Genomic DNA, 26,266 nt, shown 5'->3' on the forward strand with positions numbered 1-26,266 from the left:
TTGCTTTACGAGGGCACCCATTCACTAGACAAGAGAGTAGCGCATGCTACTTAACTTGTAACATGCGCTCTAAGGACAATCTTGCTTTATCTGCTACGTCTTCTGGCACGTAAATCTCTGGTTGCATTGTCTCCAAACACTTGACGATTTTCTTCAAATTATTCACTTTCATATTCGGGCACACCAAATATTTGGTTGCAAAATGGAATTGTTTATTCGGGCTGTCAAGACGTAGTTGATACCCTGTTCCGTCTTCGGTTCCCACGATAAACTCTTGGCAGTCGGACTCTTTGCAATATTTAATAATCGCAGTCGTGCTACCTACGAAGTCCCCTAGCTTAACTACTTCCGGGCGACATTCTGGATGAACAACGAACTGTGCATTCGGATATTGCGCTCTCATTTCTTCCACATCTTTAACGGTCAGCATATCATGCGTGTTGCAGTAGCCTTCCCAGATGATCACTTTTTTGCTTGTGAATTTTGATACATAGTCACCTAAATTTTTATCCGGTACCCAGATGATCTCATCTGAATCGACGGAATTGATGACATTAATCGCATTCGCAGAAGTACAACAAATATCTGTTTCCGATTTAACATCGGCCGAAGTATTAATGTAAGCAACAACCTTGGCATTCGGATGCTGACGTTTAAGGGCACGTAAACCTTCAACATTCACCATATCCGCCATCGGGCAACCAGCACGTTCGTCTGGAATAATCACGGTTTTATTCGGTGCTAGAATTTTCGCACTTTCCCCCATGAAATGAACACCACAGAATACGATGACATCGGCATCGGTTTGCGCGGCCTTCTGAGCAAGCAAGAAGGAATCCCCTCGAAAATCCGCTACCTCTTGAACTTCGTCACGCTGATAATAATGAGCAAGAATAATAGCATTCCGTTCTTTCTTCAATTGCAACAGGCGTTCTTTGAGCTCACGGTTCTGTTCCGCTTTGCGTTCTAATGCTAAGGCTTCCATGGTGCTTCCTCCCCTATCTGGGACGTAAGATGGTCTCATCGTCTATCTAAAAGTAGTATGATCTAAAAGCATTAAAATTAGAGATTTACAACTAATTTACACATTCTCACATCGCCTGTCAATGCGCAAATATATCGAAAAAACTCGGAATTCCGCGCACACAAGATGTGTACAACGGATTTCCGAGTTCGTATCGCAACTTACTCTTCTGTTTGATCCGGTTTGATCTCTTTAACTTCTTTTTCTTTGTCAAACTCCAGCTTATTGCTTTCACTAGCTTGGCTTTGGCCTTGAATGTTGACTTTCACATCTTCTTCGTCGGAGCCAGCATTAAGCTTGCCCTTTTCCAAAAGTTCGATGATTTCGTCTTTATCCAACGTTTCTTTCTCAAGCAATGTTTTGGCAACGAGATGAATTTGGTCCGCATGCTCAGTAAGAATTGCACGTGCACGTTCATAGCACGTACGAATAAAGCTTTGCATCTCTTGGTCGATCTCGTAAGCAATCGCATCACTATAATTTTGCTCGTGTCCGATGTCGCGGCCTAAGAAAACTTGACCTTGCGAGCTACCGAACTGCATCGGTCCAAGCTTGTCGCTCATCCCGTATTCCATAATCATGCGGCGAACGATTCCCGTTGCTTTCTGGAAGTCACTGTATGCGCCTGTGCCAATTTCGCCGATGAACAATTCTTCGGAAACACGGCCGCCCAAGAGTCCAGTAACTTTATCAAGAAGCTCGTTCTTCGTTTGCATCATGCGATCTTCGCCTTCTTTCGGCAGCATCATCACATATCCGCCAGCGCGTCCGCGAGGTACAATCGTAACCTTGTGAACCATGTCCGCATTCTCCGCATGATAACCGATAATCGCGTGTCCAGCTTCATGATAAGCTACGATACGCTTCTCAGCTTCAGAGATAATACGGCTTTTCTTCTGTGTACCCACGATAATACGGTCAAATGCTTCTTCAACTTCAGCCATCGAAATATCTTTACGATTACGACGAGCTGCGATCAAAGCCGCTTCATTCAATAAGTTCTCAAGGTCAGCGCCCGTAAATCCAGTTGTATAACGTGAAAGGGAATCTAGCTTCACATCTTTCGCAAGCGGCTTGTTACGTGCGTGAACTTTCAATACAGCTTCACGGCCTTTGATATCCGGACGATCTACCGTGATTTGACGGTCGAAACGGCCTGGACGCAATAAGGCAGGGTCTAGAATATCAGGGCGGTTCGTTGCAGCTACGATGATAATACCTTCGTTTGCGCCGAAACCATCCATTTCAACAAGCAATTGGTTGAGTGTTTGTTCACGCTCATCATGTCCGCCGCCTAAGCCAGCGCCACGTTGACGACCAACCGCATCGATTTCATCGATAAAAATGATACAAGGCGAGTTCTTCTTCGCGTTCTCGAACAAGTCACGAACACGGGATGCGCCGACACCGACGAACATCTCAACGAAGTCAGAACCGGAGATACTGAAGAACGGAACGCCCGCTTCACCAGCAACCGCACGAGCAAGTAGCGTTTTACCTGTTCCTGGAGGACCATTCAAAAGAACACCCTTAGGAATTCTTGCGCCAACCGCTGCGAATTTACGAGGATCCTTGAGGAACTCAACAACCTCGATCAATTCTTGTTTCTCTTCATCTGCACCTGCCACATCTTCAAATGTGACACGCTTTTTCTCCTCATTATACAGGCGTGCACGGCTCTTGCCGAAGTTCATGACCTTACCGCCGCCGCCTTGCGCTTGATTCAATAAGAAGAAGAACAAAATGAAGATAATGACGAATGGAATAATAGACGTAAGAAAGCTAATCCAAACGCTATCGCGTTCCATCGGCCCGTACTCTTCCGTTGGTACGCCGTTCGCTTCAATCATTTGTACCACTAACGGTTCGTAAGGAGCATGTGTTTCGAAGCTCTTCTTATCCGCACCATTAGGCGGGTTAATATACTTACCCTTAATCGAATAGGTATACCCATCGAACTTTAATGTAACAGACTCTACATTTTTGTTTACAACTGCTTGTCGGAATTTATCGTAAGTGATTAACTCCTTCTGTTCATTCTGGGTACTGATGAAATGAACAATGCCCACGGTAACCAAAAATATAAGCAAATAAAAGCCGGTATTCCGGATAATTCGATTCATAACGAGCCTCCTCTCAAACGGCACACAATTATTATTTTACCACATTCCGGTAAAGCGCTACAACATTACTGCCTTAGTGCGCCTATGGAACGTGACACTAGCTCGAATAGATCTCTGGTTTCAATATGCCGACAAATGGAAGGTTACGATACTTCTCTGCATAATCCAGACCATATCCGACAACGAACTCATCCGGAAGCACATAACCCGCATAATCAGGCTCAAGCTCCACTGTTCTTCGTGCCGGTTTATTAAACAGCGCAACAACCGAGATTGTCTTGGCATTGCGACGTTCTAGCACATCTATCAGATAACTGAGCGTTAAACCGCTATCGATGATATCTTCTACGATAAGGATATGACGGCCTTCCACCGGAACATCAAGATCTTTGATAATCTTAACAACGCCCGAGGATTTCGTAGATTGACCGTAGCTGGATACCGCCATAAAATCGATTTCCAAAGGTACTCTAATTTGTTTCACAAGATCCGCCATGAAAATAAAAGCGCCCTTCAGTACACAAATAACCAATGGATTCTTGCCTTCGTAATCAGCGGAAAGCAATTCCCCTAATTCTTTGATCTTGCCTTGAATTTGTTCTTCACTGTAAAGTACTTCTTGAATGTCGCTGTACAAGGATGAACCCCCTAGATTTTATATTATGAATCCTTATAAATTTACATTCTAGAAGAACGAAATTTACGTATGTTCCTGCAGCACTAGCTTCATATGAAGCACACGATCTGTATCTGGTCCGACCATAGCGTGTTTGGACCTACGAAATCCAGCAATCCAGAGAATCCGTCCGGAAGCGTCAACCAGTAGTGGGATGACCTCGCGCCTAGTTGGTGGCATTTTGGCATCAATGAACATATCCTTTACTTTTTTGGATCCGTTTAAACCAAGAGGTTCCAATCGGTCTCCCGATCTGCGGCTCCTAATAAAGAGCGGCAATTCCACCTGGTCTAAATCCAAAAAAACGTCGGTTGCAGTTGGAGATTGAGCAGCTTTCTCATACGAGCATAAAGGCATCCATGAGTAGATCAGCTTGGCGTTCATGTCCGGCAGGTCCAATTCATTCGATTCTAACCCGATCTCATACAAGTAAGGCTTCGGGTCTGGAGCGAAGGTCTGAAATTGAATAGATCCATATTCTCTCACAATATAAACCTGTTCATCCACTTGGAGGACTTGATTCGACATCTGATCTTTAATAATTAGCTCACGCACACGCTCAATTCGTGTAAATACCAGCCGTTCCCTTTCCATACAAAGACAGTTTAATATTAATTTAATCAAACGCCTTTGTAAAGCAACGTGAAGCTCGGCGAAATCACACCGATTCAAGCGGCAGAAGCTCGACTGAAACGTCACGATTCGCTGAAAAACCTTCTCGGTTTCAACAGCCAAATAATCATTCTCAGCTTGCATCACATCCGTCAATCGATTGAGTGACTCTGGAAGTTGTTCATTATACTGTTTCAGCATTGGCATAAGATCTAGGCGAATCCGATTGCGGAAATACTTCCGCAACTCATTGCTGCTGTCCTTACAATAGGTAATTTCATGCTGAGCGCAATAATTCACAATATCTGATTTGTATATACGTAAAAAAGGACGAATCAGTTCCACTTTTTTTTCGCGTCTGCGTTCCGGCATGCCAACTAGCCCCGAGGGGCCTGTCCCTCGCAGGATTCGCATCAGCATCGTTTCCGCTTGATCATCGGCGTGATGCGCCAAAGCGATTCGATGCGCGCCGTATTTATCAGCGATCTTGTGAAGAAATTCATATCTTTTCTCACGTGCTGCAGCTTGCCCATTTAGAGAAGCTTCCTCTATATAGGCAGGAACGTCAATGACACCAATTTCACATGGAAGCTCCATCCCCGCCGCAAGTTCTGCCACGAAATCTGCTTCAGCGTCAGACTCCGCACCCCGGAATTGATGATTCACATGAGCAACAACGAGTGTCCACTGATACGTATCCGCAAGACAAAACAGGACATGCAATAACGCCACAGAATCAGGCCCTCCCGAGACCGCGACGATGATCACATCTCCTGCATCTGCAAGCTTTTCTTCTACAATCCGTTGTTCCACTCTGGCAACAAGATCTGTTTCCATCTAACATTCCTTTCTACGACCCTTTAGAAGCTCCTACCAATACATATAAATGGTTGCTCCACAGATGAAAATAGATGCAGCAAAGCATATTTTGAGCCATGGCATTTTCAGCGTCGACTGCGCAACCTTCTTACCGGCAATCAGATTCCTCCAATAGATGCTCGCTTCCTCCGAAGTCGTGAACTCCCCACGTAAGGCTTTATTCAGAAAGGGAGCTAGATGAGCAGCCACTGGATTTTCACGCATAATCGCGGTTAGTTGATCTAATTCTCGGTTTTGAGGCAATGTTTTGATAAAGCCAGCGAAGCGCTTACGGTGATCTAGTGCTTTTAATAGTAAAATGGCAAATGAAAATAGATCATAGCTTTCCTCCGCAATCCGCTCCCCCATATTCCAAAACCCGCGATCGTAGACTTCCGTCAGCTGTTTAATCGCTCGTTTCTTTGGCGTCACCCCTCCAAAATCAATGAGATCCACATCTCCATAATTAGAAACAATCATATTTTCGGCCTTCAAATCTCCGAACACATACCCGCTCTTATGAATTTCGGTAAGCTTCCGCAGAAGGTTGGAGCCAATGACATACATCCAATCCTGACCACGTTTATGAATAAAATTAGAAAGGGTCACGCCTTCAATATATCGCATGACATAAAAGGAAATGCCCTTTCCTTGAACGATCATATCATCGGAGTCAATCAAAAAATTCTTAAACGAATTCTCTTTCATGGATATCGCGAGCAAAGAATTGATCTCCGACTGGTGGTCTACCGTTTCATAACCTGCTTTAAGCGCAAATCTAGCGGCTCCCCTTCGTACGAGAGCTACAATACCATTTGAACCCGCGCCTAATACGCGCTCGACCACATACACACGGCCATTCCATTTTCCCTTGATTTCAGACCCTGGGCGAAAGGCCTCATCATACCACGTAGTCACTCAGCATCCCTTCCTCGGTCTTCTTTGGTGAGAAAGGCTTTTCTGTCACAAACTGCAAGGTTTGCAGTAGTGCCGGACCGGTTGGCGTTGTACCCTTCATGTTTATTTTATAGAACATCTTGTCGACATTTGCAAGCTGATTTGTCCAGCCGTGATCCATTTCTAGCTCCTGATCTCTCGTTTTGGTTGACGGAAAGTGAAAAACAGCAAGCTCACTCACACCACTACGCGCCCTTAGACTGAGCAGAAGATCATGAATAGCTTCACGCACCGCGGCCAACTTCGGCTTCATACTTGCACTCGCATCTATTAGAAGAGCAACACGTAGAGACGTGGTTTCGCTCATATTATCGATAACTTGCACGACTTCAGCCCGCTTTTCTGGCGGCAATTGTTCGATTTGAGAAATGCCCAAAATGCTTTGAAGCTCCTTGCCTACGGCGTGTTGAATGGTTGCATTCACGGTCTTCCGCGTCATCATTTGCACCGTCTGAGAAAGCTGCTCGGAATTCACAATCCGACTCATCCCCCCGCCTGCCGCTGCGATCTCTCGAATCTCTTCCGAGCCTAGCACCCCTAGCTCCCCGTGATCAATCACACCGATGACATTCACAGCAACACCCTCTGCATGCGCCTGAGCCGCTGCGATAACGGGACTTACCCCAACATTGGAGCATCCATCTGTAATTAACAAAATTTGTTTCATCATGATCTTCTGCCTCCCTGGCCGATAAGATTAGCTCTCTAGTAGTTTCTATCCTAGTTTTTCCATTTATGAGAGTGTCTAATCATCATGCTATATTCAGCGCTTTCCTAGGTGCATAGATACATGAATTTTATCCATGATATCATTTAATAAACATGTAGTTGGACTATTTTCGCACAAGAAAACCCTTGCTTCATTTTCAACTTTGCACAAGTAAAAAGGAAGCAGGGCGGCACCCTGCTTCCTCACGCTTCAACTTCCGTCAGTTGACAAAATCTTCAGCTTAGCGTTTTCTACGAACTCTCCTGCCTAGCATAACTCCAAACAGTACAAATGCAAGACCAGCTAGCTTCACATACAAATGACTGGATTCTCCCGTTACCGGCAGCGTAGCAGGTTCTTTGTCTAGAGGTACCACGACGCCAGGATCCGATGGCTTAGGCGAAGGAACCGTGACAACTGGTGGTGACGGCTTGGAACTCGGGCTCGGCGTTACTGACGGGCCTGGGGTTACACTTGGTGTTGGTGTTGGCGACGATGATGGCGGCGGCGTTGGTGTCGATGATGGTGGCGGTGTTGGTGTCGATGTTGGCGGTGGCGTTGGTGTCGACGATGGCGGCGGCGTTGACGATCTATTGTTCGTAAACGTCACCCTTTTGTTTTCTGCTGCTTGAAGCGTGAGCGGGTGATCACTGCCATTTAGGATATATCCGCTAGGAGCCGTAACTTCCTTAATCACATACATTCCTGCAAGGAGGCCGTTAAAGAGGGCCGTGCCCGCTTCATTCGTCGTTTGTGTTTGAACCAAATAACTTGTTTCCCCAGACTTACGATACAAACTATAGGTCGCTCCACTTAGTGGTGTTTCTCTATTGGCATCGAGCTTTTTAACTTCTAACGATCCACGAACACCATTCCCTGTGCCGGAACCGCTAGATACGCCTACCACAATCTCTTTAACGGTTTCATTCATTACAGTCGTCACGTTCTTACCGCTAAAACTCACGACATTGGAAACCGTATCTTTATCATTGGCAGCAATGATGGACTGATACTCTAACACATAAGCCGTCGAAATCGGATGCATAAACGTTACATGGAACGTTTGCCCACCTTGGCTATTTGTTACAATATCCAAGGTGTACCCGCTGCCATTCATTAATTCTACACTCTTGGTCAAATCACCGTTAGGAGCCACCGTCGTGCCAAATAAATGGAAGGAATCTGGTAATAGCACTTGATTTCCTGACGGATGATCAACGATTTCTGCGTTCGATAAAGCTGACTGGCCGCGATTAACGGTGATGGTCCAATTAATTTTATCGCCGCTTTGCGTGCCGTCCTTAGTGACATACTCTCCACCATGAGGTATGCCTAAATTCGCTGTTAAATTTCCAGATATCTGTGTTTTGCCATTAAATACTTTCGCTGTATTCGAAACCACATCCGGAATAAGCTGACCATCCAGACTTGTATTAAAAATAATACTATAAGCTACTGAAATCGGCTCATGAAACGTAACGATGAGCTTATTCTGAGCATCAACAACAAACTCATAGAGCGAAGGATCTACAACTGTGCCCAGATCAGGAGTACCATCTGCAGATATGATCATGTTATACACGACTAATGTGTCTTTGACAAACTTCTGATTAGGTTGCAAGACATCTTCCATTATCGCTGAATTAAGTTCGTCCTTGCGATAATTGATGCCTACCATCCATGTAAGCTGTTTATTCATCATATTGAAAGAACCATATTTAAAGCCATTGTCCTTGAACTCATCTCGCGGATAGAAGGCTGCTCCGACTGTCTTTGTATACGTCTCTTCATCCGAAGCGCTCCATTTAATTTGAGCCGTATTATGGAAATCTGTGGTACTTCCAGAGGGTTCAATCCAATCCAAGCTAAAATCGGTTTGATAGTTGATGATTACCGGTTCCGTCACAGGATTTGTAAAAGTTAACTTGAAGCCATCATACACACTTACGCTATCATCTAAGCTGTAATCAACGTTTTTAATCAGAGTGTCAGTTCCCTTCGTTATCACTAAAGTACTGTCCAAAAGATGCAAGCCCTTATTCGGGAACGTATCCTCCACAACAACATGATTCATGACCTGGCTATTGCCGTTTAACTCGATTTTCCAACCTACCTTCTTCGCATGATAATCGATTGCACCTACGTTTTTAATAAGCGCTACTTGCGTAATATCCTGTGAGGCCGTGCTAGACTCCTCCGTCCATGTTGTCACCTTATTCGTAATGGTAGTATTCTCGAGAATCGGGCGAGTCGCATGGGTTTCGTAATCAATTCGGTATGCGGAGGAAATAGCGTGAATGAATTGCAGCTTAAATTTATTGCCCTCCACTCCTACTGGCGTAATCGTGTATTGGTCTGCCGGCAGCAGTGCGCCACGCACCTCATTGCCCGATACATCAAACGTCACTTGGTAGACATGAAGCGATCCATCCACAAGTTGATGAGGTACGGTGACAGTGTCTTCGATAAAGGCATGCTCTTGAGAAATAGAAACCTCTCCGCCATTGTAAAGAACGCTCCAATACACATTCTGGGAATTCGCTTGGTAATCCGTATTTTCTTTTCTAATCAGACTTCCACGCTGCACAGAAACCGTTGCCGACGCTACAACAGCAGGCTTGTTACTTCCTGCAAATTGGGCCGTATTCGTAAAAGTCGTCTTCGTTGAATTCGTAATGGCCGTTGTATACTGAATGCGGTAAGCCGATGTAATCGGGCCATTCGTGAAGTGAACGGTAAGAACGCCTCCGCCCGTACTCACCGTATAGTTACTACTATTCAAAGGAGCGCCCTGAATGACCGTACCGTCCAGCAGTACACTCAATTGATAAACTGTTATGGCAGTTGGCACAGAAAGCCCATCCACGTTAGGATCCGTCACGACAGCATCTTGAACGGTATCCAGCGTCTGATTCACATCCACCGTCCAATCAATCGACTTCGCATTAAAACCATGGGGAACACCCCTTTTGCTTATCGTCGAAGTGACCGTAGGCTTAAACTTGACGGTAAAAATCTGATCTCCGCTACGAATGGGGATGACAATCGTCTGCTCGGTGCTACCCGTAATCTGACTCTTATTAAATTGGGTGAGGAAAGTGAGGGTCCCATGCAGACCATCATAGCTTTCGATAAAGTTATTAAATGTAATGGCCACATGATGACTATCCTTATTCGCGTAGAACGTTCCTACTGTAGAGCTATCAGCTGTGACTAGGGTACCGCTTACATTATTAAATAACAAGAACTCCATCGGTAGGGTAAAAGAAAACGTATCCCCGCCATGGTAACCATGCCCGTCTGGTAAAGACCACGTATAGTCCAGCTTCACCTTAGCACCTTGGTCATACACATTTCCAGTCACGACTTGATCGGAACTATCGTACACTGCCATCGTGACACTATCCAGAATGTTACTCGATATTTCCGTTGCGTTTACCTTGCTAGACAAGGTAATGCCATACATGCATTGCATAAACATGAGTAAAGCGATCAACATGGCCTTCGTCTGTTTCTTCCACATCATCTTAGACCTCCATTCTAAATATGTGACTTTCCTAGGTCACGAGTAACCTTTCAACCAATCATGATACATAATGTATCATTTTTGACATCGGTTCATTCATATGTATTGTAAATACTTGATATAAGCTTTTTATATGCTTACGAACATTTATTTAGTCTACTAACTTCCCCTTCACAATTAATCGATGCGTAGGATTAACCATGGGATCACAAGTAATTAGTGTAATTTCCCTATCCTTATCGTTGCCCTTTAGCACCCATACATCCGTTGGCAGCACATATAGCTTTTCTTCCACTCTATATTCGTATTGCTTGCTCCCTGTGTCTACACCGATCAAATCGCCAGGTTCAACTTCATCTAACCGATTAAAATTTTTTCCATACGTCAAATTTCGATGTCCTGCTATTGCATAATTACCTAATGCACCCGCCTTTCCGGTGTTCACTATACTCGCTACGGCAACTTTCATATTTTCCATCGTCGCATCAGTTAGAATGGGGAGCTTCAAATCAATTTTAGCAATGCTGAGAACTCCCTCCATATTCTTCGGCTTCATTGGTGCAGGTTTCGGCGTCGTTACTTTGCGAGGCGGACTGCTCGTGCTTGTGGGGACTATGGTAGCTGGCGTATTAGATAGCGAAGTCGATGTCGCCGTCAAAGAAGTCGCTGACACAGCGCTTTCGGGACTTGCCACTTCACTCTCTTCCGGTATCGTTTGATCCAAGGCTTGCAAATTATCTTGCCACTGTTTCAAAATTTGTTGCTGCTGGTAACTTTCATATCGATCATTTAACATCGGATATAGAAAAATGAGAAAGCCCAGGAGTATCAGCAGTGGGGGGAGCACTCTCTTAATCATGCAAATACCCGCCTTTCTAAATACAAAAGCCGCACCAGCACATGAGCTGGTGCGGCTTCCATCTAACGTCAGCTAACCGTCTTCGGACGTTCCATGCGTGTAATGCCCGGCCAACGGAACGTTGCCCATTCGGGCTGCCGCTTCTCCACCCGCGCTACGACAACGGTCATATCATCCTGAATTTCCCCATGATGATGGCGGAAAATACGCTCCAATAAGCAGTCCGCGAAATCCTGCGGCAAGGTCGTGTCGATCTCTTGGATCATCCGCTTCATCCACATCTCCTTGTTCACAGCATGGCCTGGAGCATCGTAGATGCCGTCCGTCATCATGACAAGGATATCCCCGGATTGTAGCGGTATCGAAACCAGATCGACATCAATCTCGCTTAAGATGCCGACCGGCAAATTATTGGCCGAGATCGCAATGACCTCCGTGCCTCGCTTAATGAAGCTTGGCGTAGAACCAATCTTCATGAACGTCGTATTCGCGTTGTACATGTCAATCAGCGCCATATCGACCGTCGCGTACATCTCATCCGATGAGCGCAGCATCAACACCGAGTTCAGCGACTTGATCGCCAGCTTCTCATCCATCCCCGACTGCAGCAACTGCTGCAGGATGCTCAGAGCCGTCTCGCTCTCAGCGCGCGCGCGTTCGCCATTGCCCATGCCATCGCTCAGCGCAACGGCATACTTGCCATTGCCCAGCTCCTTGGTGGAGTAGCTGTCGCCCGAGAAGAGGTCGCCTCCCTTGGCTGCGCCGGCGACCCCGGTTTCGACCTCGTATTCCTTGGCGGAGCCGAATACGACCGTGCTGTAGCCCTCGCCGCGCGTGTGCATCTCCTCTCGCATCACGGCGACGTTCTCGCCGATGATCTCACTAAGGAGCGGCGCGATGATTTTACGACATTCATCAAATCCCTTCGTATATTGATGGATGATTTCGATTTCAATATTTCCTTCGTCCAAGGAAATAACATCTATGGTATGAATGGATAAGCCCAGCTCCTCCAGGGCATTACGGATTTGCTCTTCTTGAAGGAACAGCTCCTGTCCTTCCCGTTTGATCTCCTTCGCCAGATCTTCCATGACCTGTGAAACACCAGATAGCTGGTCGGCCACAAGATGCCGGCTATCGATGATCTGCTTTTTCCAATGCATATCATTCTTATATAAGCTATATTGCTGCTTCATCACATCTAGTACTTGTTCTGTACGGATACACACTTTCTTCCACTCTGGCGGAATCTGCTTCTTCGTCATGCTCTCCTTCGTCTCAATTTGGGTCATCATATCCGTCATATACGTATAGGTCTGGTAAAATTTCTGATCCCAGCACTGGCTCTTCTTCCAACAGGACTCACACGCTTTCTGAGTGACGGCATTCATGAAATGCCCAACATCCTCCTCCTTACGAGTCACCTCATCTTCGGTCGTAAGCTGCTTGAAGCTGCGCGCAAGCTGGCGAAACACCTCCGAGAACTGCTCGACGCGGCCTGCCGTCACATCCCGCACACGCTTCGCATAATCCTGCTGTGACTTCAGATTCTCTTGTGTACCAGGTACATACTTAGCCAGCATGAGGATGACACTGCGAGGCGTCAAGAGAAACAAGGCCACAGCCGCGAGCGATTCCCACGCCGAATTGATCACATCCAAATTAGAGCCCATATAGAAGGAGAGAATGGATGAGCCTATCAGCATCCCGAAGGCAACCATTAAGCGATTGCCCTCCTTAAGGAGACCTGCGAGCATACCAGAGAAAGCGAGTAGACTCATCTGATAGATCGCATTACTATTCGCAAGACTGAGAATGAGCCCAGTCACAACACCAACGGATGCTCCGAACGGCGCTCCTCCTACCAAAGCAAACAGCAGTATTAAATAGCGAGATAGCACATGCTCGACCGTGACAGGGCCCACGAGCCAACCAACCGTACCCGTCATAACCGAGGCTAGCAAAATAATTAAGCAAATGATCTCCTCATGCTTCAAATGATAATTTTTCCGAGTTAGCGTAAAGACCGGAATCGCTTGGATAAAAATGAGCGTCAGCACCAGACTTAGCAGCGCTTCAACGGTGAGCATCATGAGCGAGTACCACGTTAAGTTAGACACAACCAGCTCCGCAAAGAGCTGCACCAGAAAGGTTGAGCTGAATACGAGCAGCGGTGCTAACGAGACGTCTGATCGTTCATATTTCTCCAATGCCTTCTGGATTAACAAAAATGTAACGATTTCTGTCACCAGATAACCAGTGTTCCCATTCACCGCAAGCAAGCTTCCCGCAAAAGCAGCAATCCCTACCCAATGCAAGATATCCTTTCTTGTAAAATAAATGACCGCGATAAACGAGAGCGCAAATGGTGATAACTGTTCCAGAATCATCGCACGACCTAGCAAGAAGCCCATAACGATTAGCAGTAACGACCATTTCTTAGCAACAAAAGCTTGAACCCATCGATTCTCCACAGCTGCACTGTGAACGCCTACTTTTGCTTTCTGCCAAATTCCCGACCATCCGCCACCCATCACCGCGCCTAAGCTTCGTCTTTGCATATTCTCGAACACCATCCATTTCTTCCCTTATTTGTTTCTCTAGTATAGAGACAATCTAGCAGAAAGTTTGTCAGAATGAGTTGATAGATTCAAAGAAATTTCCGACATGTCCCGAAACCTTTGTCAACGGGTCCCAGCCCTTGCCCACTCTAGGTTCACCCTATTGAAAACGTTTCCAAAAGTCTGATTACCTCGAACTTTCGCCCTGCGTATGGGGGAGATACCCGTAACTCCATGTCGATTGTTTTGTATGGTTTTGCACAACTTGTTACCCGCGGCCAAAATAAACGGCTATGCCGTCCTCTTTGAACGCGTGCGTTTATCATGAAATATAGCCGACTTATTGTCTGAAACAGATACATACTTATATTTAAAGAAAAAACCACATCCGCCTCAGCGAATGTGGTTCATCATCTGCATCTATTAGTCTCTTCTTCCGCCTCGGCCACCGCGTTTGGACTCGGTGTTCTTCTTCAAGGACGAAATCCGCTCTTCACTATCTTTAAGGAAACGAGATACTTTATCTTCGAACGAAAACGGTCTAGCACCGCCCTGCTGCTTGTTAAAGCCGCCGCGACCACCACCACCGCCGCCACGATTGAAGCCACCGCCGCCACCTGGACGACCGCCACCACCACCTGTACCACCGCTCGGAGGACCACTACGATCGCCGCCACCGCTTGGGCGACCACCTTGGTAACCGCCACTTGGACGATCTCCACTAGGGCGACCTTGATAGCTGCTGCCACCTGTACGTTCAGGACGAGCTGGTCTTTCCTCAACTGGCTTGTCAATCGTTTGCTTGATCGACAGTCCGATCTTGCCATCCTTGTCCACGTTAATTACTTTGACCGTTACCTTGTCTTCTAGCTTCAAGTGGTCATTAACGTCCTTCACATAATTGTCCGCGATCTCCGAAATGTGAACAAGACCGGTAACTCCTTCAGCAAGCTCGACGAATGCTCCAAAGTGAGTAATCCCCGTCACTCTACCCTCTAACTTGGTGCCAACTTCAATTGCCATAAAGTAAAATGTTCCTCCCTTAAAATGTTGAAAACACTGGCTACGCCGATTATAACCGATGCAGAAACCACGGTCAACACGGCATACGCCACTTCTTCGTAACGTTTTTTATTGCGACTTCGAGACACTCAGTGGTGTCTCTCCCGTTTTACTGTAATGAAAGTCCCGGCGAATGATTTGATCCAAATATTCGTCGTTATGCAGCCGTGCGATTTCTTTCGTTGTTTGGGCATTCACCTTCTGCGCCTCGACGAGTTGTTGTTCCATATTCGCTACGACACTTTTCTTCTCGTGCAGCTTGGCGAACTGCCCCCAGATGTTAACAGCGGCCCAGCTCAGAAAACATAAGACAATGATCAATAGAATACGCAGTCTACGCTTCGAGCCTTCCCGACTGATGCGCTTGGTTGAAGCCGTTGCTTGAGCATGCATGAATAGGAATTCCTCCTACTTCGAGAATATCCTGCGATAAAGCGCAATGATGCGTCCCTTCAGTTTCTTCAACCAGTTAGGGATCACCAAGTACTTATGCACAGGCTTAGTCATCCAGAGGAATAATCTCCACACAGGATATAGCAATTGTAGCACAATTCTGTAAAGGAATATAGCTACAGCTAGCAAAAAGCCTAAAATTATCACCGTTAGACGATATAATGCAATAATCGGTTTAATGATTAGAATTTCGACAGTCCTCGTAAGGAAGCGGTATATCACCACAATAATTCGAATGAGAATGAGCGTAAGGTGAACGACCAAAGGACTGAGGAGGGCGAAATAGAAACTAATGCCGATCCCCATGCCGAGGAAAATAAAAATTCGAACTTGTCCTTCATTACTGTAAATGAGCATCTTAAACACCAGGATTGTCGCCACAATCCAATAGATACTATCCACAATCGGAATGGTCCATCGCGGTAATCGCAGCTTGCCCGAGAGTACATGAAATACATCGAACATAGCCCCTATGCAAATACCACTCAGGATCATCATGAAAATCGTATGAAATTGAACGGGAAGCGTCACTTGAATAGCTTACCTAGGAACCCTTTGGATTTCTCCTGGGTATTCCCATCCACATAGGCTAATTCATGAATAATACCTTCAATGGCGACTAATCCTTGCTCCAAGCTCAAGTTCTTGATGTGCAAATTCTGCCCCTTAATCATCAAGTAGCCCATTTCCGTTTCAAGGAGGAATTCTTCGCTATCAAAGCTTTCTACATTCAAAACTCCCGATATTTCCAAGAGCTTGCGATTCAGCATTTTAATTTCTTGCCTCTTATTGTTGTTTTTCACGGGTTCGATCATGGCCTGTTACCCCTCCTTCACCTAATCTTACGATATGGGGGGATGTCCTTTTTTAGAACCAAGCCGTACATCTATGCCTGCAAAAAAATAGCCTGAAATCCCCTCTGCAGGAATCCCAGGCTACTTCACAGTTATGCGTTATTCGGATTGGAAGGCTTCTTCCTTCAGCAACGTGTACATCTGCGCAGCGTCTTCCTTGCGGGTAGACTCCGTCAGAAGCTCAACGCGAATCGTTACTTTCTTTTGACCGAACTGAATGGATAGCTCGTCTCCAACTTTCACATGCGTACTCGCTTTAGCGTCTCTACCGTTGATCCACACGCGCCCTTGATCGGACACATCCTTCGCAACCGTACGGCGTTTGATCAGACGAGATACTTTGAGAAATTTATCGATCCGCATTATTTTACAGCGTCTTTAAGCTTGTTGCCCGCTTTGAAAGCAGGAACATTGGATTCTGCGATTTCGATTGGGTTACCTGTTTGCGGGTTGCGACCAGTACGGCCGGAACGTTTACGAGTTTCGAATGTACCGAAACCGATCAATTGTACTTTATCTCCGGATGAAAGAGCGTCTGTTACTTCACCAAGGAATCCGTTAAGGACAACTTCTACGTCTTTCTTAGTAAGTCCGCTTTTTTCTGCAATGTTGTTGATTAGATCTGTTTTGTTCATGTGGTTTCTTTACCTCCCAAAATGTTTGAAGATCAGGTCTTCTATGTACCAACTGTGGTTACATTTCATGATTCACCTTGCAACAAGTCTAGTATTCTGCTTTTTTCGGCAAAATCCTTCTAGCGTTGATCAAGTTTTGTAACTTTTTTTGCATCCTGCCAGTATTGCTCCATCTCTGATAACCCAGTTTGTTCAAAAGATAAGCCCTTTAAACGTAGCTGTTCCTCCATATATGAAAATCTTTGCATAAACTTACGATTGGTTTGGGCTAGCGCCTCTTCCGGATCTACTTTTAGGAATCTAGCAACATTTACGATGGAAAAGAGAACATCCCCCAGCTCGTCACGACGCTCCTGAGCACCGTCTTCCGCCCCCAACACAATCGCTTCGCGCAGTTCAGTGAGCTCCTCTTCCACTTTGGCAAGCACATCATCTAGCTCCGTCCAGTCAAAACCGACCGTTGCCGCCTTCTTCTGCAGTTTCATCGCCTTCATCAAGCCAGGAAGCTCACGCGGAATGCCGTCCAGAACAGATTGCTTCGTGGCATCGATACCTTTCATCCGCTTCTCCTCTACCTTGATCGCATTCCAATTGACTAGCGCCTCATCGGCGTCTTCCGCCTTCAGCTCACCAAACACATGAGGATGACGGCGAATCAACTTCTCATTCAACGTGGCAATCACATCGTACACCGTGAAAGTGCCGATTTCTTCTTCCATTTGGGCATGCAGCATCACTTGTAAAAGCAGATCACCAAGCTCCTCGCACATATGCTCCGGATCATCCTCGTCAATCGTCTCTAGTACTTCGTAGGCTTCTTCGATCAAATTCTTACGCAAACTCTCGTGCGTCTGCTCCTGATCCCACGGACAGCCTTCTGGGCTGCGCAAGGTCTGCACAATCTCATGCAGCTTGCCAAATGTCCGGTAGTACGGCTCCTCCTGCTCGCTGCGAGGCACCCATACTAACGACAGATTACCGTAGCCTTTAACATGGTCAAGCTCATGAAGCGGCACTTCAATGATCTGTTCCTGGCCTACGACCCCTAGAGAATGACCAACAACAACGCGGTACTCATCCGGATATGCATCCATCAGGCTAATTTTCAGATCAGATGCCGTGTACGTATCGTACACCTGCCCAATCACCGTATGCAGCTGCGGATTCAAGGAATAACGGCTGATGCTAGTTGCATCCAGCAGCTGGAAGCCGTCGATGGGGTCGAAGCCAAAGCGCAGGAACGCTTGGTCTAAGAAACTCTCTCCACCAGTGATTTGAAGTTCGATGCCTTCTGAAGCACAGCGCTCCTTTAGCAGCTGTACAGTGTACTCCGCCACCATGGGATGACCTGGGACCGCATACAGCACTTCGACTGTATTACTTTTGGCAGCGGTGATTAATTCTTCCGCGATGGACTCATAAACTCCCTCAAACGACTCATTCGACACGTAGTTCGCATCAAACGTTTCATAGGGTATCTGGTTGGCATCTAAAAGCTGCACCATCGGATGGTCTTTCGTCCGTAGGAACAGTTTTGCTTGCGACTTTGCCGCTAGTTGGAGCTTTTTCCATACCCCTAATGTTAATTGATCTTCGTCTCCAGTCCCGAGTCCTAAGACGGTAATGCGCGGGTTGTTTGTTGACATGGGATGACACCTCCTGATTGATGGATATAGGGATTTTGCCGAGTGGGGCAGAGTTGTAATTGTGGTTTTGTGAGATGCGTGAACAGTGCTCGAGTGAGCTGGACTGATGTTTTTCATCACTAGGGAGCCAGGTTGCGCGCGAATGCATGCTGTAAGGATGGATTTCATCACTATGGGCGCACGTAAAACCGCCGCTAACTGGGATCGACCGGGCCGACCGAAGCCTTCGTCGGCCGCAGCTTCGCCAGGACCGGCGCCAGCTTCCGGTCCAGCTCCGGCATCAGCCGCAGGTCCTCGCGGCTGATGCTGCCGCTGCGCAGCAGCGCAAGCGCGTAGACGGCTGCGCCGCCGGCTACGCCAACCACAGCGATGGCGCTAGCGCTCCATCGCTCAGGCACGTGCCATGCCGCCGGAGCGAGCATGGCCAGCCCTTGCAGCGCTGCGAGGCCTCCGCCCATCAGTCCCACGCCCAGCGCGGGACTGACGACGTACGGCCGCAGCGCGAAGCGCACCCCGGTGCAGCGGCGCAGCTGCACCAGATTCAGCCCCGCCGCAGCGGCGTAGGCGATCACCGCGCTGAGCGCGGCGCCGTCGATGCCCCAGCGGGGCAGCAACAAGACGTTGCCGAGTGCTTTCAGCACGATGGCAACGAGCAGGGCTTTGGCCGGCGTGCGAATCGCTCCGGCGCCCTGCAGAACGCTGGCGCTGACAGCGTTCAACGTACTAAACAAGGCCGTGAAGGCCAACACGGCCATCGTCCAGCTCGCCTCTGAGCTCGTATAGAGCATCACGTTGATCGGCATCGCTGCGAACGCGAGCCCGAACGAAGCACCAAGCCCGATCAGCCATGCGAGCCTCACAGACATTTCAGCGCGAAAGCGGATAAGATCAATCTGCCCTCTTACCTTGGCTTCCGCTATGGCTGGCACCAAGACGGCTGACATCGAAGACGCCACCATCACGACCAGCTGCACAAGCGGAAGCCCGCGGTTATAAAGGCCGAACTGACGCATGGCCTCCAGCTCGCTGCCAAATGAAGCTTCCAGCAAACGAGGCATGGTGAACGTATCCACAAGCGTGAGTAACGGCACTACAATAGCGCCAAGGCATACAGGGATCGCATACAACGTAATACGTTTCGCCCATTGCCAGGAAGAGATCAGTTGCTTTGACTCCAGACCAGCTGCTATCGCCTTCTTCACTTCCTGTTCTGACCTTGGCCCTGTTCCTTCCTCTAGCTCCCTATATGTTGGTAAGCTTGCATTCTCTCGCTCCACACGCTGCGACCTCCGCCAATACACAGCCATAACCACCAGACCCGCTCCAGCGCCCGTCACAGAGCCAAATGTAGCCCCTGCTGCGATCCAAGCTTCATCGTAGGCGAGTGCGACCATATACAGCAGCAGTGTAACCATCGTGATCACACGAATGAACTGCTCAATAACTTGTGAGACCGCCGTTGGCACCATATTCTGATACCCTTGGAAATAGCCGCGCAGAACAGCCAGAACCGGAGAAAGAAGCAGTGCGAATGATACACTGCGGATCGCCGTGACGGTTCGAGAAATGCCTATCCAACCAGCAAACGTCTCCGCACCAAAATACAATATCAAAAACAACAATATGCCTGCACTCATTAATAGGACGGATGAGACAACCACAATCCGCCTCGCGCCAGGATGATCTCCTTCTATGACACGTTCAGCTACAAACTTAGATACCGCGACTGGAAATCCAGCAGTTGCTGCAAATAAGATCAAAATATAGAGCGGATAGACCGCATTATATATGCCAAAAGCCACATCTCCAGCAACATTCTGTAAGGGGATCTTCTGAAGCGTTCCCAATAATTTGGAGAGCACAGCGGCAGTGCCAAGCAGGGCAGCGCCTTTTAAGAGCTTATTCCCCTGTTTACCATCACCATGCCTCTGGAGCCCCTCGTCCTGCTGATCTTGCTCCTTGCCGGTGACCCTCATTCCGATTTACTCCTCTACACTAACGTGATTCCTATGTACGTATTATAGCGAAATCTGCCATTTTAGACAAAATAAACGACTACGCCGTCCTCTTAGAACGGGAGCGTTTATCTAGTCATATAGCAGACTTATCATGTGAAACATATAAATGCTAATATGACAAAAAAAGCTTCGCTTACAGATGCGTCACCATCTCCGTAAGGAAGCCTTCGTTTGGGGTTATGTGTTCATTGCTCCATCTGCTTCGCTAGAAATCCAGCTGCAGTCTCAACCATTTTAACTTCCATATTGCCCATTTTCACATTCTCGTCCTTCGAAACCAGGATAACCGAACCAATGGGATCGCCCCCTGCTACAATCGGCGCAGCTACAAAGGAAGTGAACGTTTCATTGGTATCTTTAATAATCTCAAATTGCCCTGAGCTGCTTTCAATGACAGCCTTCCGATTTTCCATGCAAGACTCAATGATCGCCCCTACGGATTTCTCTAAATAATCTTTTTTAGATCCGCCAGCCATGGCAATAATATTATCTCGATCCGAAATCAAGGCAACATGATTGGTGCTTTCAAATAACGACTCCGCATATTCCTTCGCAAAATCGCCAAGCTCACCAATCGGCGAATACTTCTTCAGAATGACTTCTCCATCACGATCCACGAAAATTTCCAAAGGGTCACCTTCACGAATGCGTAGGGTGCGCCGTATTTCCTTGGGGATTACAACTCTCCCTAAATCATCTATCCGACGGACAATTCCAGTTGCTTTCATACCTCTAGATGCCTCACTTTCCGCTTACGAATTAGATACGACACGAGCATGAAACCTTGTATGCTTGATCGGGATTTGGTGGGAACTTGAAATCTATCCATAGTATTCTTCACTTCCCAATCTTCTATGCAGACGCCTCGACTAAGCAATTTACTTTATTTAGCTCTGCACCCTGCTGCGCTTATCATGTCCAAAAATGAGAAAATCTATATCGAGGAAATTCAATGATGAGCGACCGCGCTTAGATGTAGATTTTATCGCCAATAAGAAAGCTGTTTTCGGGAACCGAAAACAGCTTTCTTATGTGGTAACAAATAAAAACAGGATGCCCATTATCGGACATCCTGGTAAGTTCTTACTTTGCAGCTGGGCTTGCCGCAGGACTAGCTGCTGGACTTGCCGCTGGAGCTGGGCTTGTTTCCACTTTCGGAAGGTTATTCGTTTCGATCAATTTCGGGTATTCCGTTTCTGCAAACTCAGACAAGGATTTCTCTGCAAGCTGAGATTTGATTTGTGTTTTGAGTGTATCATCCAGTTGCTTCGTGCTTCTGGATTCTACTTTCATCACGTGGTAACCAAAACTGGATTCAACTGGATCACTGATTTTGTTCAATGGAAGCGTGCTCGCTGCATTTTTGAACTCAGGTACCCATTGATTGATATCGGCATCTTTGTACGTACCGCCAGCGTCTTTGGAACCTGGATCATCGGAGTATTCTTTCGCAAGCGCCGCGAAATCGCCGCCTGCATCCAGCTTCGCCTTCACTTCTTTCGCTCTTTTCAACGCTTCATCCTTCGTACGAAGATCTGCTTGTGTCGCGGAATCTTTCAAAGAGATGAGGATATGGCTAACGGTTGCAACGTCAAAAGCATGTGCTGCCGCTTGTTCTTTATATGAATCTTGAACCGCTTGGTCCGTGATTTTACTTTCCATGCTGCCCATTGTATAGAAGCTTAATTTCATCAAGGACTCGATATCTTTCAACTCGATACCGTTGTCTTTCAACTGCTTGTCCATTCCGCCTTCTTGCTTGCCGAAATAGTCAGTGATAGCTTTCATTTGCTCGGTTACTTGTTTGTCAGCATCCGCTTTCACTTTATCATCAGCTTTAGCTGAAAGGACGCGGAAAGTCACCATTTGCTTCAACATATCTTGTTGAAAAGCAGGATCTGCCAAGTATTGAGCTAATTGCGGGGAGAACATTTTATTTACGCTAATGAATGAATCAAACTCGGCGCGTGTAATTTTACCGCCCTCTTTGTACGTAGCGATAATATCACTTGGATTACCTGTCGCAGCCGCTGTAGCGGAAGGCGAAGCTGTTGCAGCGCCTTCCTTTTTGCTTCCGCACGCGCTGAGGACAGAAAATGCAAGGACTACTGTCACCAAACCTAAAATCCATTTTTTCGAAGTAAGTCGTTGTTTGCTAGTTTCATTTGGCAACATCCTGTAATTCCCCTTTCGTTTTCAGAACATCCTTATATTGTACCAAGAATTTCTCCAACAATTCGATGGAGGCTTCCGGCTTCATACCTTTAAAGCGGATAACAATGAGTAACTGCGGATCTGCGTTCAATTTGATACGACCATCAAAGCCTTTGGACAAGGCAAGGAGCTTCTGTCCATCCAGCCTGCTATTCTGGTCGATATGCACCTTGATTAGGTAATCCTCCCCTTTTTGGCTAATCGTTTCAATCCGGTACTCCGAACCGTATGCTTTCAAACGAGCCACTGTCAGTAGGTTGAACACGGCCTGCGGCAGATCGCCGAAACGATCGACGAGCTCGTCATGCAGATCCGCGGCTTCTTCCAGCGTGCGAATGGCGGCCACTTTTTTGTAAATTTCGATTTTCTGCATGCTGTCATAGATGTAGTCAGAAGGCAAGTACGCATCCAATTGGATATCGATCGATGTATGCCATTCCGGTTCGGGATTGACCGCTTCTCCATCTATTTCGAGCTTCAGCTTTGCAATTTCTTCCGCTAGCATTTGAGAATACAAATCGAAGCCGACGGAAGCAATGAAACCGTGCTGCTCAGCACCTAATAAGTTCCCTGCGCCACGAATGGATAAGTCCCTCATCGCAATTTTAAAGCCTGAACCAAGTTCTGTAAACTCTTTAATCGCTTGAAGTCGTTTCTCAGCTACTTCTGTAAGCACTTTATCACGTTGATACGTGAAATAAGCATAAGCGACACGATTTGACCTGCCTACACGTCCGCGCAGCTGATAGAGCTGTGAAAGCCCCATTTTATCCGCATCATGAACAATAAGTGTATTCACATTCGGAATATCGACACCCGTTTCAATAATACTTGTGCTGACGAGAACATCATACTCGCCATCCAAGAAATCGAGAATTGTCTTCTCGAGCTCCTGCTCGCCCATTTGACCATGCGCTACAGTTACCCGTGCATCTGGGATCATCATCGAGATTTGATCGGCAATCTGCGTAATACCTTGAACACGATTATAGAGGTAATAGACTTGACCCTCACGGGCTAATTCCCGCTCGATCGCCTCTCTCACCAACGTTGGCCCGTATTCCACCACATATGTCTGAACCGGGAAACGATTCTCAGGCGGTGTTTCAATAACAGATAAGTCACGAACCCCCAACATGGACATATGCAAGGTTCTCGGAATCGGTGTCGCTGTCAGTGTAAGCACGTCCACATTGGTCTTGAGTCGCTTCAGCTTTTCTTTGTGGGACACGCCGAAACGCTGCTCCTCATCGACGATGAGCAAACCTAGATCCTTGAACTGGACGTCTTGCGACAAGAGGCGATGGGTACCAATCACAACATCAACGACGCCCTTCTTGACCCCTTTCATAACCTCCGTTTGTTCCTTTTTGGACCTGAATCGACTTAATACCTTCACATTGAACGGATAGCCGGAGAAACGCTCACGGAATGTTTCATAATGCTGCTGAGCCAAAATCGTCGTAGGTACGAGAACCGCAACTTGTTTCCCGTCAATCGCGGCCTTAAAGGCTGCACGGACAGCGACCTCGGTTTTACCGTATCCAACGTCACCACATAACAGCCGATCCATTGGACGTGCTTTCTCCATATCCGTTTTGATTTCCTCAATCGCGCGAAGCTGATCTCGCGTTTCATCGTAAGGGAACATCGCCTCGAACTCATTCTGGTAGGAGCTATCCTTACTAAATCCATATCCGGTCGCCGCTTGGCGTTCGGCATACAGCTTGATCAGCTCATCCGCAATATCTTTAACAGATGCGCGAGCTTTGCTCTTCACTCTGGCCCAATCTGCGCCTCCGAGCTTATATACCTTCGGTTCTTTCTCTTCGGAACCGACATACTTTTGGATTAAATCAATTTGGTCAATTGGAACAGACAGCTTATCGCCGCCGGCATACATAATGTGGAGATAATCCTTATGAATTCCGCCGACCTCTAAGGTGCCGATGCCCACGTATTTCCCAATCCCGTGATTGACGTGAACAACATAGTCCCCGACCTTCAGCTCTTGATAGCTTTTGATCCGTTCTGCGTTCTCGAGCTTCTTCTCCACTTTACGGGCCTTACGCTGCTTCTGGGTGAAAATTTCACCCTCCGTAATGACGACGAGGTGGATAGAAGGCATTTCAAAGCCCGATTGCAAATTGCCATCGACAATTTCAGGCACTTCAATCTGATAGTCGTTAAGAACGCGACGTACGCGCTCAGCACGATCTTCACCATTCGCCAGCAAAATGACCTTACTGCCATTTTTCTTCCAGCGCTCCATCTCCGCTTTGAGCAGATTCATCTGTCCGTGGAAATTTTGCATCACGCGGCACACGAAATTGACGATATTTTGCGGCTGAATACCCGCTACTTGACGCAGGAAAAGCGAAACATACAACGTCGGGAACGGTCTACGGTGCAGCAGGGTTTCGTAAGATTTGGACAGCACAAAAGCCGGCAAGCTCTTCCCCTCAGTTAACGCATGCATCATCCATTCGGCTTCATCGCGTTCCAACTGCTTCGCTGTTTCCAGGAGGCGGGCAGGCTCGTCGATAATGAGAATCGAATCTTTGGGCATGTAGTCCATGAGCGTCTGTCTTTCCGTATATAGGAGAGAAATATATTTATAAATACCCGGGAACGTCTGTCCTTCGCGCATTCGTTCTATATCGTGACCGATACCCTCTAACAGCTTGTCTTTGGCTGAACGCTCGGTCATCTTCGCTAATTGTGCTTGCAGCAGTTCGTACGCATGCTGCGCCGCTGATTGTAACCGCTTTCTATCCGCTTGAATCTCGCGGCATGGAGGGATCGTCACCGTTGTTAATTTATCAATTGACCGTTGGTCACTTACATCGAAAGTCCGAATAGAGTCTACTTCGATATCAAAAAGCTCAATCCGAATCGCATTCTCCGACGTTAGCGGAAATAAATCGAGAATTCCGCCGCGAACACTCATCTCGCCCTTGGTCTCAACCCGCTCGACCCGCTCATACCCTAGGCTTGATAAGGTGGCTAGCAGCTCGTCTAATTGAACCGTATCTCCGACATTAATCGTTACACGGGATTCCTCGAACACTTGCTTAAGCGGGAGCAATCTTCGCACGCCAGCAAAGGGTGCTATGACCACGCCGCGGTATCCGCCAGCTAGTTTAGTGAGAACGTCAATACGCTGCGCTAGCATCTCCGGGCTTGATGCGGCTTCTTCCGTAGTCAGAAGCTCTTGAGATGGATAGAGCAGCACTTCATCAGGGGATAGACACTCTAAAAGGTCTTCCGCTATTTTTTGTGCAGCGAACATATTATGCGTTACAACGAAAAGCGGGCGCTCAAGCTCACGCGCGAGTGAGGCTAGCATCACTTGCCTGGAGGAGCCAGTTAAACCGGCAATGAGCTGCTCTTTCATTTCGGACTTGAGGCCTGTCACGATCGTTTGAAAGTCGGTATCCGCAGAAAAAGCTTGAATTAAAGCTTGCAAACAAGTACAC

The 26,266-nt window shown here is 47.1% G+C and carries 20 protein-coding genes; all 20 read right to left on the reverse strand.

Annotated features, from left to right (window positions below; genetic code table 11):
• Positions 1-46 precede the first annotated feature (46 nt).
• The 20 genes from nadA to mfd all read right to left on the reverse strand — a co-directional run bounded on the left by nadA (position 47) and on the right by mfd (position 26,256).
• A complete protein-coding gene (nadA, locus tag AC58P7_RS28145; RefSeq protein WP_028557389.1) occupies positions 47-985 on the reverse strand; it encodes a quinolinate synthase NadA in 939 nt (312 codons plus the stop codon).
• A gap of 200 nt (positions 986-1,185) precedes the next feature.
• On the reverse strand, positions 1,186-3,147 hold the full coding sequence (ftsH, locus tag AC58P7_RS28150) for an ATP-dependent zinc metalloprotease FtsH (RefSeq protein ID WP_497348945.1): 1,962 nt from the start codon (positions 3,145-3,147) through the stop codon (positions 1,186-1,188).
• Positions 3,148-3,244: 97 nt separating this feature from the next.
• Positions 3,245-3,784 carry a hypoxanthine phosphoribosyltransferase gene (gene hpt / locus AC58P7_RS28155; RefSeq protein ID WP_497348947.1) on the reverse strand — a complete coding sequence of 180 codons (540 nt, stop codon included), beginning with the start codon at positions 3,782-3,784 and terminating at the stop codon, positions 3,245-3,247.
• Between the two features lie 63 nt (positions 3,785-3,847).
• Positions 3,848-5,272, reverse strand: coding sequence for a tRNA lysidine(34) synthetase TilS (tilS, locus tag AC58P7_RS28160; protein ID WP_497348949.1), 1,425 nt, complete (start codon positions 5,270-5,272; stop codon positions 3,848-3,850).
• A gap of 33 nt (positions 5,273-5,305) precedes the next feature.
• Positions 5,306-6,211 (reverse strand): protein kinase domain-containing protein, encoded by a 906-nt coding sequence (locus AC58P7_RS28165; RefSeq protein ID WP_497348951.1) that lies wholly within the window; start codon positions 6,209-6,211, stop codon positions 5,306-5,308.
• Complete coding sequence (locus AC58P7_RS28170) at positions 6,195-6,917, reverse strand: vWA domain-containing protein (protein WP_497349019.1); 723 nt, start codon at positions 6,915-6,917, stop codon at positions 6,195-6,197. The genes AC58P7_RS28165 and AC58P7_RS28170 overlap by 17 nt, the downstream gene beginning before the upstream one ends.
• A gap of 283 nt (positions 6,918-7,200) precedes the next feature.
• The gene (locus AC58P7_RS28175) at positions 7,201-10,485 is read right to left on the reverse strand and encodes a collagen binding domain-containing protein (protein WP_497348953.1); all 3,285 of its coding nucleotides are present in this window, start codon (positions 10,483-10,485) and stop codon (positions 7,201-7,203) included.
• Positions 10,486-10,636: 151 nt separating this feature from the next.
• A complete protein-coding gene (locus AC58P7_RS28180) occupies positions 10,637-11,344 on the reverse strand; it encodes a class D sortase (RefSeq protein WP_497348955.1) in 708 nt (235 codons plus the stop codon).
• A 68-nt stretch (positions 11,345-11,412) separates the two neighbouring features.
• A complete protein-coding gene (gene spoIIE / locus AC58P7_RS28185) occupies positions 11,413-13,878 on the reverse strand; it encodes a stage II sporulation protein E (RefSeq protein WP_497349021.1) in 2,466 nt (821 codons plus the stop codon).
• A gap of 450 nt (positions 13,879-14,328) precedes the next feature.
• Positions 14,329-14,928, reverse strand: a complete 600-nt coding sequence (locus AC58P7_RS28190) for a S1 domain-containing RNA-binding protein (RefSeq protein WP_497348957.1) — start codon at positions 14,926-14,928, stop codon at positions 14,329-14,331.
• Positions 14,929-15,036: 108 nt separating this feature from the next.
• The gene (locus AC58P7_RS28195; RefSeq protein WP_497348959.1) at positions 15,037-15,360 is read right to left on the reverse strand and encodes an FtsB family cell division protein; all 324 of its coding nucleotides are present in this window, start codon (positions 15,358-15,360) and stop codon (positions 15,037-15,039) included.
• Between the two features lie 15 nt (positions 15,361-15,375).
• Complete coding sequence (yabQ, locus tag AC58P7_RS28200; RefSeq protein WP_497348961.1) at positions 15,376-15,951, reverse strand: spore cortex biosynthesis protein YabQ; 576 nt, start codon at positions 15,949-15,951, stop codon at positions 15,376-15,378.
• Positions 15,948-16,235: a sporulation protein YabP gene (gene yabP / locus AC58P7_RS28205; protein WP_028557380.1), complete on the reverse strand. Its 288-nt coding sequence runs from the start codon at positions 16,233-16,235 to the stop codon at positions 15,948-15,950. The genes yabQ and yabP overlap by 4 nt, the downstream gene beginning before the upstream one ends.
• Positions 16,236-16,373: 138 nt before the next feature.
• Positions 16,374-16,637: an RNA-binding S4 domain-containing protein gene (locus AC58P7_RS28210; protein WP_057313307.1), complete on the reverse strand. Its 264-nt coding sequence runs from the start codon at positions 16,635-16,637 to the stop codon at positions 16,374-16,376.
• The gene (locus AC58P7_RS28215; protein WP_028557378.1) at positions 16,637-16,909 is read right to left on the reverse strand and encodes an HU family DNA-binding protein; all 273 of its coding nucleotides are present in this window, start codon (positions 16,907-16,909) and stop codon (positions 16,637-16,639) included. The genes AC58P7_RS28210 and AC58P7_RS28215 overlap by 1 nt, the downstream gene beginning before the upstream one ends.
• Positions 16,910-17,028: 119 nt before the next feature.
• On the reverse strand, positions 17,029-18,555 hold the full coding sequence (gene yabN / locus AC58P7_RS28220) for a bifunctional methyltransferase/pyrophosphohydrolase YabN (protein WP_497348963.1): 1,527 nt from the start codon (positions 18,553-18,555) through the stop codon (positions 17,029-17,031).
• A gap of 194 nt (positions 18,556-18,749) precedes the next feature.
• Complete coding sequence (locus AC58P7_RS28225) at positions 18,750-20,531, reverse strand: putative polysaccharide biosynthesis protein (RefSeq protein ID WP_497348965.1); 1,782 nt, start codon at positions 20,529-20,531, stop codon at positions 18,750-18,752.
• A gap of 227 nt (positions 20,532-20,758) precedes the next feature.
• A complete protein-coding gene (spoVT, locus tag AC58P7_RS28230) occupies positions 20,759-21,301 on the reverse strand; it encodes a stage V sporulation protein T (protein WP_497348967.1) in 543 nt (180 codons plus the stop codon).
• Between the two features lie 355 nt (positions 21,302-21,656).
• Positions 21,657-22,748, reverse strand: a complete 1,092-nt coding sequence (locus AC58P7_RS28235; RefSeq protein ID WP_497348969.1) for a peptidylprolyl isomerase — start codon at positions 22,746-22,748, stop codon at positions 21,657-21,659.
• Positions 22,735-26,256: a transcription-repair coupling factor gene (gene mfd, locus AC58P7_RS28240; RefSeq protein WP_497348971.1), complete on the reverse strand. Its 3,522-nt coding sequence runs from the start codon at positions 26,254-26,256 to the stop codon at positions 22,735-22,737. The genes AC58P7_RS28235 and mfd overlap by 14 nt, the downstream gene beginning before the upstream one ends.
• Positions 26,257-26,266 lie beyond the last annotated feature (10 nt).

It is taken from the genome of Paenibacillus sp. J22FR5, assembly GCF_059691975.1.